The following is a 13,423-nucleotide window of genomic DNA, read 5'->3' as shown; positions in this document are numbered from 1 at the left end:
CGGAATAGGATGTGGTCATCGCCGTTCTAGCAACGGACGTGGAAGGAGGATCTTGGTACTTCATGACGGTCGACATCGGATACGATTTGGTTGGAATGCTACCGCGGCTCAGACGTTTCGCTCGCGCGATCTGCGGTTCGGCCGATATCGCTGATGATCTCGTGCAGGCGACTTGCGCCCGGGCGCTAGCGGCGGCCAACAGCTGGCAGCCGGGCACGCGACTCGATGCATGGCTGTTTCGCATCCTGCGCAACCTCTGGATCGATCGGCTCAGGCGGTCGCGCTTGGAAGGAACGCAGCTCGACGTGAACGATCAGCGCCACCTTGTCGGCGACCATGGCGAACCGGCCATGGAAGCCAGATTGACGCTCGATCGCGTGCGCAGCTCGATCGCAGCACTACCTGGTGACCAACGCGAAGTACTTGTTCTCGTGTGCCTGGAAGAGAAGAGCTACATGGAAACAGCCGATATCCTCGAAATCCCGATCGGAACCGTCATGAGCCGCCTGGCGCGAGCGCGAAAGCGGCTGATGACGTTGGTTGAACCAGACAACGAGACCGCAAGCGAGCGCGGGGCAGAATGATGACGACGAAATTCACCGACGAGGAACTGATGGCCTATGTCGACGGCGAAGTCGACGACGAGAAAGCGCATGCGATCGAAGTCGCGGCAGCGGCCGATCCTGATATCGCCGGCACCATCGATATGTTCGCTCGAACCCGGATGATGGCACGCGATGCCTTCTCGTCTGTGCTGCGCGAGACCGTGCCGCCGAAGTTGCTGGACACAGCGCTCGGCCGGTCGACGAAAGAGCGGCCCTCGGCGCCAATACGCAATATTATCCGTCTCCGGCCGCGTCGGCCATCGGTCATTGCCATCAGCATGGCAGCCGCCGCCTGCGTTGCGGTTATTGTTGCTGGCGTTGCCGGCTATGTTGCGGGCGCCGGGTTGAGGAATACGGACGGCAGAGCCGCCCGAATCGAACTCGCTGCCGCGTCTGACGAGATTTCCGGGTTGCTCGGGACCGTTCGTTCTGGGGAGCAGGCGACGCTTGAGGGCGGAGAAACGTTCGGTATCATCGGCTCGTTCCGCGACCGCGGTGACAGGTTCTGCCGCGAATTCGAGATTTCGGGTGAGAGGAATGGATCGCTTGCCGTGGCTTGCCGGGCAGATGGCGGATGGGCTGTTGAGTTCGCTATGCAGACGGCAAGTAGCGGCGGCTATGAGCCAGCCTCTTCGACGGCGGTGCTCGACAGCTATCTCACCCAAATCGGCGCTGGCTCTGCCTTGTCGGACGACGAGGAGCGGGCGCTACTCAACCGGGACGAACCGGGCAAGTAGGCAGTTCTCAATTTCCCAAAGCCCCCTGCAATCTCCGCAACATGGCTGCCGACTGTCGCTAACGCAAGCACCGGTCCCCTAGCTCCGGAGATCGTACCTCACAGCGCCTCTCGGTTGTTCTTGGGGCAAGCCGGAGCCCCGGGGAAGGTCGGACGCCCCAGGATGACAGCGGCAATTGCAGGGTTCTCGCCGCCGATTTTCACCCAAATTGTCACGCCTCGCTCATCTCAATGCTTTGCGGCGCTATGTTTGCCGATGCGGATTGATTCCGGGACGTCAGGCGCGATTGCTTGTGGCGCACAGTGAACTGTTGGGACGGCTCAACGCTCTGCCACATGGGTCTGCGGTTCGATTGCACTCAATGAAACCCTCAGGTCGCGAACAAATTTCGTCACCATGGCTTCGCCGACATGCTTTGGATCGGACGACTCCATGACAAAGGCGCCGGGACCGCCGATTACCTTCGAGCGGAAGTAGCGCGTGACTTTTGGGTTCTGGCCAATGACCAGTCCATTGATTGTCAGGCCTTGCGCGCGCGCGCGCGCGCGCGAAAACGCCGTTCCGTCATCTACGTTGTCCACCCCGTTTGCGCAGATGTTCATGACTGAGCGCTGCGTCTCATGGGGAGCGGTCGTGAGTAGAAGCGAAGCATAGTCGATTGCCGCAGAGAGGTCAGTTCGGCGGTCGGGCGCGACCGCTTCATCATCGCCGCGGTCCTGCTCGACATCGCCGCCACCATAGTGGGTCCGGTCGATAAGCGTGACAGACTTGATCGCTGCAGAGACACGCGCGGCGTCTTCGGCCGAACGAATGAGGGTCCAGGGTATCAACTGATCGAATTTGCCATCGCTGGACCATGTGAATACCGCAAACCCGATCTGGCGGTTAGGGCCTGCGGTGGCGGCACGCAGAAAATCCGGGTGTAGGAGCGCACGCACAAGCCCAGTTTGCTGGAGCCACTCCTCGTATCGCCCAATCGAATCGGAGACATCGATCGCGGTGACGACATTGGCATCCGTGCGCTGTTGCCGCCAGAATGCATTTGCTGAAGTTGAAGTGTCTAAGAGAGATGCCGCGACCAAGAATGCAAGGCCGAGGATGCTTGATGGTCGGGCGAGCCAGCTCCCGGGCCGCGGCGACAGCAGCAGGCGCGAGCCGGACGCGCAATCTTTGACAAGAAGGCCGGCGGCAGGAGCGGGCTGTTGAAAGCGAAGCGACATTGGAACCTCCCGAAGCGTTGGCGGGGATAACGGTCCCGAAGCGGTCTTATTCCCTTTCCTCTCTCCTCCTCAGCGCATTCCAGCCAACCTGGTGCATCTCAGGGGAATGGGAGCCATCATGTGCGGATTGGAGATCGGCTAAAGTTCGCACCATTCCTGGATATGGCGAAGGTGCCTTGCCGATGGTGCGCGAGACTCCGTATTCGTTGGTCATTCGCGACCGAGTGCTTCCAGGGATTGACGGCCTCGAAATGTGCCGCGTTCTGCAGCACGCGGCGCAAGAATCTCGTCCTGATGCTCACGGCGAGGGACCGCCTGCAGGACAAAATCGAGGGGCTGGATATCCGGTTCTTACCCGGCTCTGACCGGGTGCTTGCCAAAATTTAATCCAGGGTTCGCCAAAATCTAACCAAGCTCTCACGAGGCTTTCGCCGGCTTTGGTCATATTGGTGTCGGTTGCTGTAGCTTCGAAACCAAGACCGCCATTAGGGCCAGTCGACCCGAGAACACGGCGGCTTGGACACTACGGGCAGGCAGATGCTTCTACAAATGCAGCTTCGATTGACTTGATTGCACCCAGAGATCGGATGTTTCGACGTGACTGGCGGATCGGATCGGCTCGGAGAGCAACTCGTCTCACTCCTTCCGAACTTGAGGCGTTTTGCAATTTCGCTCTGCCGCTCCCGCGATGTTGCCGACGATCTGGTCCAGATGGCTTGCGAGCGGGCACTTGCCAATTTTGGGCGCTTCGAGTCCGGAACGCGTTTTGATGCGTGGATGTTTCGCATACTGCGCAATCTATGGATTGACCGCATAAGAAAGCAGAGCACAGCGGGGAGACACGAGGCTATCGATCAACGTCACGATATTGTTGGCGCCTCGGGTGACTGTGATACAGAGGCCCGCCTCACTTTGACCAGGGTCGCCCAGGCGATCGCCGACTTGCCGGACGATCAGCGCGAAGTCATGCTCCTGATTTGCACCGAGGATCTTTCCTACAGGGAGGCGGCCGAAATTCTCGCGATTCCGATCGGGACGGTAATGAGCAGGCTCGCGCGCGCCAGGAAGAAACTGGGCAACTGGAATACGTAGCCGCGATCGCAAACGATCTATAATAATCGAAGTGCTCCCATCAAAAGGAATCCCGGTACGGCGCTCAGTACCAACTACTTGCGAGCCTGATGGTCCCGTCGTTGCTGCCTACGGGTAGGAAATTTCACAGCCAAAGACTTTTTTCCCGAAGGATCGAAGGTTCTCCGTGCTCTCGACGGCATGCCGGCGATCAACGGTTACAGCTACACATTCCGTAACGGGTGAGGAACGGTGGCGAAGGTTGAGAGCTACCCCCGTTTCGACAGGTGAATGGAATTCGCCACCTCAATAATGTGCGGCGCGATTTCACTTCGCACCCTGTCGACGCTCCATTTCAGGCTGGACACGGAACACTGTACGGTCGCTATCGGGCGACCGTCGCCGGCGAAGATCGGCGCGGCGATGCCGATCTCGTTCAGGATGTTTTCGTTCTGCGTCAGCCCATAGCCGCAGGTTGCTGCATCCTCGATTGCGACGGCGATTTTCTTCCGGTCGAGCGTCGTCTTCGGCGTCAAGGCAACAATCGGCCATGTCTCCACCGCCTCCTTGCGCTCGCCTTCGTCGAAACAGGCGATCATGGCGCGGCCGCTGGAGGTGGTGAGTGCGGGAAGGCGTCGGCCGGCGATCATAGCGCCAAAGCTCGTCAGCTGTGTCGGAATACGGACGATGTAGACGATCTCGCGTCCGTCGAGCCGCGCCACGTTAACGCGCTCACCCAGCTTTCGGCCAAGCTCGATCAGTTTGGGCATCGCTAGCTGCACGAGGGGATCCGACCACAGATAGGCATTGCCGAGTTCCAGAAACCTCAACGACGGGCGGTAACGACGAGATTCGAGATCCTTGTAGAGATAACCGATCTTGTGCAGCGTATTGGTCAGCCGCTGCACGGCGCTCTTGTCGAGCCCCGTCAATGAAGCAATTTCCGTCAGCCCCAATGCGCTGTGGCGCTCGTCAAAAGCGTTTAGGATGCGCATGCCCTTTTCGAGCGATCCAACAAACAAAGTATCCTGTTTTTCCTTGCCCAATCCCATGTCTCTTTTTCATCGCTGCCCAGAGTTCCTGCGAGGTCTCGGGTGTCGAGCGCTCTGGTTTCTTGACAAGCCCAAGTTCGATTAATACGCTAAACCGTATTACAGTTGTCTGTATCATATTATAATAACAAGTCACGAGCCAGAGGGGCCGGTTCGCGCCGGTTGAAAAAGCAGATGAATCCACGTCTTTTGATGAGTTCAGTCGCATTGGCCGTCACAATGACTTGCGGCGAGGCCATGGCGGACAAAGCGAGCGACACGCTCAAGGCAGCCTTTACGAAGGAGCTGGAGTCGGTCGATAGCTATTTCAATTCAGCCCGCGAGGGCGTGATCCTCCAGCGCACCATCTGGGATGGGCTGATCTATCTCAACCAAGCGACTGGCGAATACGAGGGCAATCTTGCAACATCCTGGAAGTGGGTCGACGACACCACGCTGGAATTTGAGCTGCGCGAGGGTGTGACCTTCCACAATGGCGAGGAATTCGACGCCGACGACGTCGTCTATACGGTCAACTTTGTTGCGGATCCGGCAAATGGCGTCGTCACGCAGCGCAATGTCAATTGGATGAAGGAGGCCGTCAAGGTCGACAAATATACCGTCCGCATCATCACTAAAGGCCCCTTTCCGGCCGCACTCGAATATCTGGCCGGCCCCGTCTCGATCTACCCAAACGAATATTATGCCAAGGTCGGCCCTGAGGGCATGGCGCTGAAGCCAGTCGGCACAGGCCCCTATCAGGTCGAAAGCGTTGAGCCCGGCAAGCACTTCGTTTTGAAAAAGTTTGATGGCTACCATGACGGGCCTAAAGGCAAGGCGATGATCGGCACGGTCGATATCCGCACCATTCCCGACGTTAACACCCAACTTGCCGAGCTGTTCAGCGGCGGTCTTGATTTCATCTGGGGCGTACCTTCCGACCAGGCCGAGAAACTTGCTGCCACGGAGCGCTTCAACGTTGTTAACGAAAGCACGATGCGCGTTGGTTATCTGGAGCTGGATGCGGCGGGCCGCAGCGGAGCCGACAATCCTATAACCAAGCTGGCAGTCCGTCAGGCGATCAATCATGCCATAGACCGACAGGCCATCGTCGAGAACCTGCTCAAGGGCAAGTCCAAGGTTGTCAACGCCGCCTGTTTTCCGTCGCAGTTCGGTTGCGAACAGAATGTGGCCACTTATGAATACGATCCGGAGAAGGCCAAGGCCCTGCTGGCCGAAGCCGGCTATCCGGACGGATTCGCCGTGGACCTTTATGCCTATCGCGACCGCCAGTATGCCGAAGCCATGCTCGCCTACCTTGCCGAGGTGGGCATCACCGCAAACCTCAAATATCTGCAATATTCCGCCTTGCGCGATCTGCGTCGCAATGGCGAGACCAGCATGAGCTTTCAAAGCTGGGGCTCGTATTCGGTGAATGATGTTTCGGCCATCACCAGCGAGTTCTTCAAGCACGGTACGGAGGATTTCGCCCGCGACGATGAGGTCAAGGCATGGCTTGACACCGCGGATGCCTCAATTGATCCGGCCGTGCGCAAGGAGAACTATTCTAAGGCGTTAAAGAAGATCGCTGACCAGGCCTATTGGGTTCCGCTGTTCTCCTATAATTCCAACTATGTCTTCTCCAAGGACCTGGAATACACGCCGACATCGGATGAGGTCGTGCGTTTTTTCCATGCACGCTGGAACTAACCTCGCAACGGCGCACCGGTAAGGGATGACCTCGCCCGTGTGCCGGCCAGCTTTTGCTTTTCGGGGTTCTAGATGCTTGTTTTTGCACTGAAACGGCTTGGGCTAGCGATGCTCGTGACGCTGACCGTGTCACTCCTAAGCTTCAGCTTGCTTTTCATGTCCGGCGATCCGGCCTCGGCCATTGCAGGAGAAAATGCCAGCGCTTCAGACATTGAGGCCATTCGAACGCTTTACGGCTTCGACCGGCCTTTTCTCGTACAATACGGCGATTGGTTGTCCAACGCGCTCAGCGGGGATTTCGGGCAGAGCTATTATTTCAAGCTGCCGGTCTCGACGCTTATAGCGGACCGTCTGTCGATCACTATGCTGCTTGGGGTGTGCGGCATTTCCTTTGCACTGCTCACCGCCGTGCCGCTCGGCGCGGTGGCAGCGATGCGGCCCAATTCCTTCATCGATCGCACAGCGCTGTTTTTGTCGGTGATGGGGCAGGCCATGCCGAGCTTCTGGTTCGGGCTGGTGCTGATCGTCATCTTCTCCATCCAGCTCAATTGGCTTCCGCCTTCCGGTTCCGCCAGCTGGCAGAACTTCATCATGCCGACCGTCGTGCTTGGTTACTACGCCATGCCAGCGATCATGCGGCTCACCCGGGCGGGAATGCTGGAAGTGCTCAGCGCTGATTACATCCGTACTGCCCGCGCCAAGGGCGCAAGCGAAATGCGCGTCATGTTCAAGCATGCGCTGCGTAACGCAATCGTGCCGGTCGTCAGCCTTGCTGCCGTGCAGATGGGCTTCATGCTGGGCGGCTCCATAGTGGTCGAATCGATTTTCGCGCTCCACGGCGCAGGCTATCTCGCCTGGGAGTCCATCGCCCGCAACGACCTGCCGACCGTACAGGCGCTGATCCTGATCTTCTCTTGCTTCTACATCGTCTTCACCTTCCTGTCGGACTTGGCCAACGCCTGGCTTGATCCGAGGATCAGGGTGGGCTGACAGGATGAGCACAGTGTCCACAGCGGCCGAGGAAATCGGCGCAGCCAGCCCCGCCGCCCGGCTGCGCCGGCGCATATTCGGTCATTACGGGCTGGTATTCGGCATCACAGTCCTCGGCCTCATCTTAGTGATCGCGCTTTTCGCGCCGCTGCTTGCCGAACACGATCCCTATTCACAGGATCTGCTGGCGCGCATGAAGCCGCCCTTCTGGATGGCAGGCAGCGATCCGGACCATGTTCTCGGCACCGACCATCTCGGCCGCGACTATCTGGCGAGGCTTCTCTATGGCGCCCGCATATCACTCGCGATCGGCTTTATCGCGGCGCTTATCTCGGGCCTGATTGGTACCGCCATGGGCGTTGCTGCCGGCTATTTCGGCGGCCGGGTGGACTTGGTCGTCACCTTTCTCATCAATGTGCGGCTGGCGATGCCCGTCGTGCTGGTGGCGCTCGCCGTCGTCGCGATCCTTGGTGGATCGCTGCATGTGGTGGTGACGGTGCTCGGCCTGCTCCTGTGGGATCGCTTCGCCGTCGTCATGCGCTCCTCGGTGCTGCAGGTGCGCGACCTCGAATACGTCAATGCGGCCAAGGCCATTGGCTGTTCTACCCGACGCATCATCTTGTCCGAGATCATGCCCAACGTCGTCAACAACCTCATCGTCGTGGCCACCCTGGAGATGGCGCATGCTATCCTTCTTGAAGCCGCGCTCTCCTTCCTTGGCCTCGGCGTGCAGCCGCCGACGCCCTCATGGGGTCTAATGATCTCGGAGGGCAAGCAGATGATGCTGTTCGAGCCGTGGCTGATCGCCATTCCCGGCGTCGCGCTTTTCATCCTCGTCCTGGCTATCAACCTTTTGGGCGATGGCCTGCGCGACGTCACCGCGCCGGAAAACCGGGGGTGAGACGATCATGAGCGACCCCATCCTGAGCGTCCGGGACCTCACCATCGACATTCCGATGTCCCAAGGCACCATGCATGCAGTACGCGGCATCAGCTTTGATCTGAAGCGGGGTGAAACCCTGTGCATCGTCGGCGAGTCCGGCAGCGGCAAATCGCTGACCTCGCTCGCCATCATGGGTCTTCTGTCGAAGAACCTTCGACGCGCCGCCACGCGCCTGGACTTTGCGGGCATCGACCTGATGGGCCAAAAGCTGCGGCAGATGCGTGATTTGCGCGGAAACCGCATGGCGATGATATTCCAGGAGCCGATGACCTCGCTCAACCCCGCCTACACGATTGGCGATCAACTGGCGGAGGCGTATCTGCTGCATCGCAAGGCGAGCCCGGCGCAGGCCCGCAGCCGCGCCATCGAACTCCTCGGCAAAGTCGGCATTACCGCTGCCGAGAGCCGCCTGTCGCAGTATCCGCACCAGCTTTCCGGTGGCCTGCGCCAGCGTGTCATGATCGCCATGGCGCTGATGTGCGAACCCGAGCTCATCATCGCGGACGAACCCACCACCGCACTCGACGTCACCATCCAGGCGCAGATCCTCAGGCTGCTAGCCGATCTGCAGCGCGAGATGAACATGGCGATGATCCTCGTCACCCATGATCTGGGCGTCGTAGCGCGCGTCGCTGACAGGGTTGCAGTCATGTATGCGGGCGAGGTGGTGGAGCAGGGCACCGCCAAGGAGATCTTCGGCCATCCCCGCCATCCCTATACGCGAGGTCTCCTGCGCTGCATTCCGGTGCCGGGCAGGACGAAGCCTGGCGAGCATCTGGGCTCCATTCCCGGCATCGTGCCGTCGCTTGTGGGCAGAGTGGAAGGCTGCGCCTTTCGCGCCCGCTGCGATGTCGCCGAAAAAACCTGCGCCGCGGCCATTCCCGAACGGCGCATGGAAAGCGGTCATGCCTGGCGCTGCATTCATCAGACCGGGGAAACGGTGTCGGCATGACCCAGACAACCACGCCGCCCGTCCTGGAACTGGCCGCCGTCACCAAGACGTATCAGGTCAGGCAGGGCCTGTTCACGAAGGCGAAGCCGCTCAATGCGCTGAGTAGGGTCAGCCTGCGCCTACGCAAGAAGGATGTGCTCGGTCTTGTCGGCGAGTCAGGCTGTGGCAAGTCCACGCTCGCCAAAATCCTGCTCGGCCTCGAGGCGCCGACCGCCGGCAAGTTGCTGGTGGACGGCAGGGAAATCGACGCCCGCGAGCGCCGGCTCTTGGCGCGGCGTATCCAACCCATCTTCCAGGATCCTTATTCCTCGCTCAATCCGCGCAAAAGCATCGAGGACATCATCGCCCTGCCGCTCGTGGTCCACGGCATCGGCGACAGCGCTGGGCGGGAGCAGGCGGTGACGCGGATGCTCGATCTGGTAGGGCTTCCAGCGCGCGTGCGCCGGGGCTACCCCAATCAGCTTTCCGGCGGCCAACGCCAGCGCGTGGCCATAGCGCGCGCGCTGATCATGAAACCGGAAATCGTCGTCTGCGACGAACCGACCTCCGCGCTCGACGTATCCGTTCAATCGCAGATTCTCAACCTGCTCGGCGACCTGCGCGAGGAGTTGGGGCTTACTTATCTCTTCATCAGCCACAATCTGGCGGTTGTGGAGCACCTGGCGACACGAGTGGCGGTGATGTATCTCGGCCAGATCGTGGAAGAGGCGGAGGCGGCGGCGCTTTTTGCCAATCCGCGCCACCCCTACACGAAAGCGCTGCTGGAATCGGTTCTCACCCTTGACCCTTCCTTGTCCGTGCCCGACACGCATCTGGGCGCCTCCTTCCCGAACCCGATTTCGCCACCCTCCGGCTGCCGTTTCCATCCGCGTTGCGCTGACGTCCGCGACATCTGCAAGCTTACCCCGCCGCCGCGTATCGGTAGCGAAGGCGAGCACGTGGACTGTCATCTCTACAGCGGCACAACCACGCACCAGAGCGGAACGACTTGTTGTTGAGTCATCATCCCGCGCTAAGGTATTGTTTTTGCTGCATCACCTTGTTCGAAACGTTTGCAACTTTTCGGGATCGTTCTCTAAGTCTGGATTAGAAAATGAGCAACTTCTCGCGCTCGCAGATCGTGCGCAAACACGTCGCGACGACCAGGAATGGCGTTGTCGCCGCGCAGCACAAGGTCGCCGCCGAGATCGGCGCGGTGGTGCTGGAAGCCGGCGGCGATGCGGTGGACGCTGCCGTAGCCACTTCGTTTGCCATTGGCGTCGTTGAGCCGTGGATGAGCGGCGCTGCCGGCGGCGGGGCGATGACAATCTGGCGTGAGGATGAGCAGCAGGCGCGGACAGTCCAGTTCGGCATGCGCTCGCCTTCGGCCCTTGATCCGGCCGATTATCCGCTTTCGGGAGAAGGAAGAGCAGCGGATCTTTTCCCCTGGGCGGCAGTGGTGGACGACCGGAATGTCCAGGGCGCCACTGCGATCGCCGTGCCCGGCGTTGTGGCCGGGATGGAACTCGCCCACCAACATTACGGTGCACTCGACTGGAAGGAGCTTTTGATGCCCGCGGTCGGTCTGGCGAAGCGAGGCCTGTTGGTCGATTGGTATGCTTCGCTTCTGATCGCCTCCACGGCGCGCGAACTGGCGAAGGACGCGGATGCGGCCGCTCTCTTTCTCGATGAGGGGCAATGGCCGAAAATCGCCGGTTGGACAGCGCTTTCGACCACGCGGCTCGATCAGAGCCGCATGGCCGAAACGCTGCTGCGGCTGGCCGAGGCAGGACCTCGCGACTTCTACCAAGGCGACATCGCGGCCGCCCTCGCAGCCGACATAGAGGCAAAGGGCGGCTGTGTTTCCCGCAGCGACCTCGCCGCTTATCGCGCCACGCTGACACCAACGATCGACGTGTCTTATCGCGGCGGAGTCGTCCACGCCGCCGAAGACATGACCGCCGGCCCCAATCTCGTCGAATGCCTGGCAATGATGGGCACGGCTTTTGTGCCCGGCCCGCATCCGGACGCGGCGAGTTTCGTCGAAACCGCCCGCGCGCTTTCCAAGACCTATAAGCGGCGCCTTGCCGAAATGGGCGATGTCGAGCCGCCTCACGCCCCGTCCTGCACCACACATTTCAGCGTCGTCGACAAAAAGGGCAATATGTGCGCCGTCACGCAGACGCTTTTGAGCATATTTGGCTCGCGCGTCGTCTCGCCGTCGACCGGCCTGCTCATGAACAACGGCATCATGTGGTTCGACCCGGAGCCCGGCAAACCCAATTCGCTCGCACCCGACAAGGCGTGCCTGATGAACATCTGCCCCACCATCGGCGAGAAGGACGGAAGGCGCTTCGCCATCGGCGCGTCGGGCGGGCGGAAAATCTTGCCGGCAGTGCTCAACCTCGCATCATTCCTTATGGATTTCGACATGTCGATGGAGGACGCGTTCCACCATCCACGCATCGACAACAGCGGCGGCGACACGATTGTCGCCGACGAGACCCTGCCGCCGGACGTCATCAAAGCGCTGGGGGATCTCCAGCCGGTGGCGACGGCGAAGCGGACGGTCTTTCCCTATGCCTTTGCCTGCCCGGCGGGCGTCTTGCGGGAGAACGGCATGAATACGGGTTGCACTGAAATCATGTCGCCATGGGGCGATGCCGTGCACGAGAAAGAAGGGAGCATAACGTGACTACCCGCGAAGGCGCCGTTGCGCGCATCAACGATTATCTTGCCTCGGGCGCCTTCGAGGAAGAACTTGGCCGTATGGTGGCCTTCGAGACGGAGAGCCAGGAACCTGCAAAGAGACCGGAACTGAGGCGCTATCTAACAGAGGAAATGGCACCTAAGCTGGATGCGCTCGGTTTCACGTCTCAAATCCTGCAAAACCCGGTCGATCCTGACGTGCCGTTCCTCCTCGCAGCGCGGATTGAGAATCCCACCTTCGAAACGATCCTCATCTATGGTCATGGCGATGTCATCCGCGCGCAGACCGAGCAGTGGCGGGAAGGACTGCATCCATTCAGGCTCGTGGGGGAAGGGGACCGCCTCTACGGGCGCGGCACTGCCGACAACAAGGGCCAGCACTGCATCAACATTGCCGCGCTCAGAGCGGTCATCGCCGAAAAGGGACACCTCGGCTTCAACTGCAAGGTCATCATCGAAATGGGCGAGGAATGTGGTTCGCCGGGATTGGCGGAGCTGTTCCGGCAGGACCGCGACCTCTTTTCCGCCGACGTGCTGATCGCCTCCGACGGCCCTAGGCTGCATCCCGAGCGTCCGACCCTTTTTATGGGTTCGCGCGGCGCCGTCAATTTCGATCTTGTCGTCGATCTACGCGAAGGCGCGCATCATTCGGGCAACTGGGGCGGTCTGCTCCGCGACCCGGCGATCGTGCTTGCCCATGCACTTGCCAGCATCGTCGATCGACGCGGCCAGATCCAGATTCCCGAATGGCGCCCGACGAGCCTGACGCCCGCCGTGCGCGAGGCCCTGAAGGATTGCCCGGTCGGCGGCTACGACGGCCCCAAGATCGATCCCGACTGGGGTGAGGAGAGCCTGACCCCTTCGGAGCGCGTTTTCGGCTGGAACAGCTTTGCGGTACTGGCTCAGTCGAGCGGCGTGCCCGAAGCCCCCGTCAACGCAATTTCCGCCCGCGCCAAGGCTCATTGCCAGTTGCGTTATGTGGTGGGTACGAAGCCGGACGACATCCTGCCTGCGTTGCGCCGCCATCTCGACCGGCACGGTTTTACCGACGTCCAGATCATTCCGGCCGATCGAGGTTTCTTTCGCGCCACGCGGCTCGACCCGGATCATCCGTGGGTGACGCGGGTGAGAAAGTCGATCGCCAGGACCACAGGCAAGAAACCGGCCGTTCTACCCAACCTCGCCGGATCGCTGCCAAACGAGACCTTTGCCGAAATCCTCGGCCTCGCCACGGTCTGGCTGCCTCACTCCTATCCCGGCTGCTCCCAGCACGCCCCCAACGAGCATGCGCTCGTCTCGATGACGAGAGAAGCGCTGGCGATGATGACAGGGCTTTTCTGGGACATCGGAGAAGGGCGGTCATCGACATTTTCATGACATTGTCACTACGCATCCTGGGCCGGCGGCTCGATAACGTCAGGATTGACCCGCCATTGGAGTGCGGTTCCAGCATATCGCCTACTCAGATGACGCGAT

The 13,423-nt window shown here is 60.5% G+C and carries 12 protein-coding genes; 10 read left to right on the top strand and 2 right to left on the bottom strand.

The window, feature by feature from the left end:
* The first annotated feature begins 62 nt into the window (after positions 1–62).
* Together ABVK50_RS18875 and ABVK50_RS18870 are read left to right on the top strand one after the other, a co-directional pair.
* Positions 63–584: an RNA polymerase sigma factor gene (locus tag ABVK50_RS18875; protein ID WP_353645119.1), complete on the top strand. Its 522-nt coding sequence runs from the start codon at positions 63–65 to the stop codon at positions 582–584.
* Positions 584–1,342: a hypothetical protein gene (locus tag ABVK50_RS18870; RefSeq protein WP_353645120.1), complete on the top strand. Its 759-nt coding sequence runs from the start codon at positions 584–586 to the stop codon at positions 1,340–1,342. The genes ABVK50_RS18875 and ABVK50_RS18870 overlap by 1 nt, the downstream gene beginning before the upstream one ends.
* Before the next feature lie 320 nt (positions 1,343–1,662).
* On the opposite strand, the gene ABVK50_RS18865 is transcribed toward ABVK50_RS18870, so the two are convergent.
* Complete coding sequence (locus tag ABVK50_RS18865) at positions 1,663–2,562, bottom strand: DUF1194 domain-containing protein (RefSeq protein ID WP_353646959.1); 900 nt, start codon at positions 2,560–2,562, stop codon at positions 1,663–1,665.
* Between the two features lie 570 nt (positions 2,563–3,132).
* Here ABVK50_RS18865 and ABVK50_RS18860 point away from each other — a divergent pair.
* Positions 3,133–3,654, top strand: a complete 522-nt coding sequence (locus tag ABVK50_RS18860) for an RNA polymerase sigma factor (protein WP_353645122.1) — start codon at positions 3,133–3,135, stop codon at positions 3,652–3,654.
* Positions 3,655–3,902: 248 nt separating this feature from the next.
* Here the strand turns inward: ABVK50_RS18860 and ABVK50_RS18855 are convergent, their stop codons facing one another.
* Positions 3,903–4,685: an IclR family transcriptional regulator C-terminal domain-containing protein gene (locus ABVK50_RS18855; protein WP_353646958.1), complete on the bottom strand. Its 783-nt coding sequence runs from the start codon at positions 4,683–4,685 to the stop codon at positions 3,903–3,905.
* Positions 4,686–4,859: 174 nt separating this feature from the next.
* Between ABVK50_RS18855 and ABVK50_RS18850 the strand changes: the two genes are divergently transcribed.
* The 7 genes from ABVK50_RS18850 to ABVK50_RS18820 all read left to right on the top strand — a co-directional run bounded on the left by ABVK50_RS18850 (position 4,860) and on the right by ABVK50_RS18820 (position 13,324).
* On the top strand, positions 4,860–6,374 hold the full coding sequence (locus ABVK50_RS18850) for an ABC transporter substrate-binding protein (RefSeq protein WP_353645887.1): 1,515 nt from the start codon (positions 4,860–4,862) through the stop codon (positions 6,372–6,374).
* A 72-nt stretch (positions 6,375–6,446) separates the two neighbouring features.
* On the top strand, positions 6,447–7,364 hold the full coding sequence (locus ABVK50_RS18845) for an ABC transporter permease (protein ID WP_353645124.1): 918 nt from the start codon (positions 6,447–6,449) through the stop codon (positions 7,362–7,364).
* Between the two features lie 4 nt (positions 7,365–7,368).
* Positions 7,369–8,265, top strand: coding sequence for an ABC transporter permease (locus ABVK50_RS18840; RefSeq protein WP_353645125.1), 897 nt, complete (start codon positions 7,369–7,371; stop codon positions 8,263–8,265).
* 7 nt (positions 8,266–8,272) lie between these two features.
* Positions 8,273–9,259 (top strand): ABC transporter ATP-binding protein, encoded by a 987-nt coding sequence (locus ABVK50_RS18835; protein WP_353645126.1) that lies wholly within the window; start codon positions 8,273–8,275, stop codon positions 9,257–9,259.
* A complete protein-coding gene (locus tag ABVK50_RS18830) occupies positions 9,256–10,257 on the top strand; it encodes an oligopeptide/dipeptide ABC transporter ATP-binding protein (RefSeq protein ID WP_353645127.1) in 1,002 nt (333 codons plus the stop codon). The genes ABVK50_RS18835 and ABVK50_RS18830 overlap by 4 nt, the downstream gene beginning before the upstream one ends.
* A 95-nt stretch (positions 10,258–10,352) precedes the next feature.
* Positions 10,353–11,933 carry a gamma-glutamyltransferase gene (locus ABVK50_RS18825; RefSeq protein ID WP_353645128.1) on the top strand — a complete coding sequence of 527 codons (1,581 nt, stop codon included), beginning with the start codon at positions 10,353–10,355 and terminating at the stop codon, positions 11,931–11,933.
* Positions 11,930–13,324, top strand: coding sequence for a M20 family metallopeptidase (locus tag ABVK50_RS18820; protein ID WP_353645129.1), 1,395 nt, complete (start codon positions 11,930–11,932; stop codon positions 13,322–13,324). Before ABVK50_RS18825 ends, ABVK50_RS18820 begins: the two co-directional genes overlap by 4 nt.
* Positions 13,325–13,423 lie beyond the last annotated feature (99 nt).

The sequence above is a fragment of the Mesorhizobium sp. WSM2240 genome (genome assembly GCF_040438645.1).
GTDB lineage: Bacteria > Pseudomonadota > Alphaproteobacteria > Rhizobiales > Rhizobiaceae > Allomesorhizobium.
This window is presented reverse-complemented; position numbering and strand designations above follow the sequence as displayed.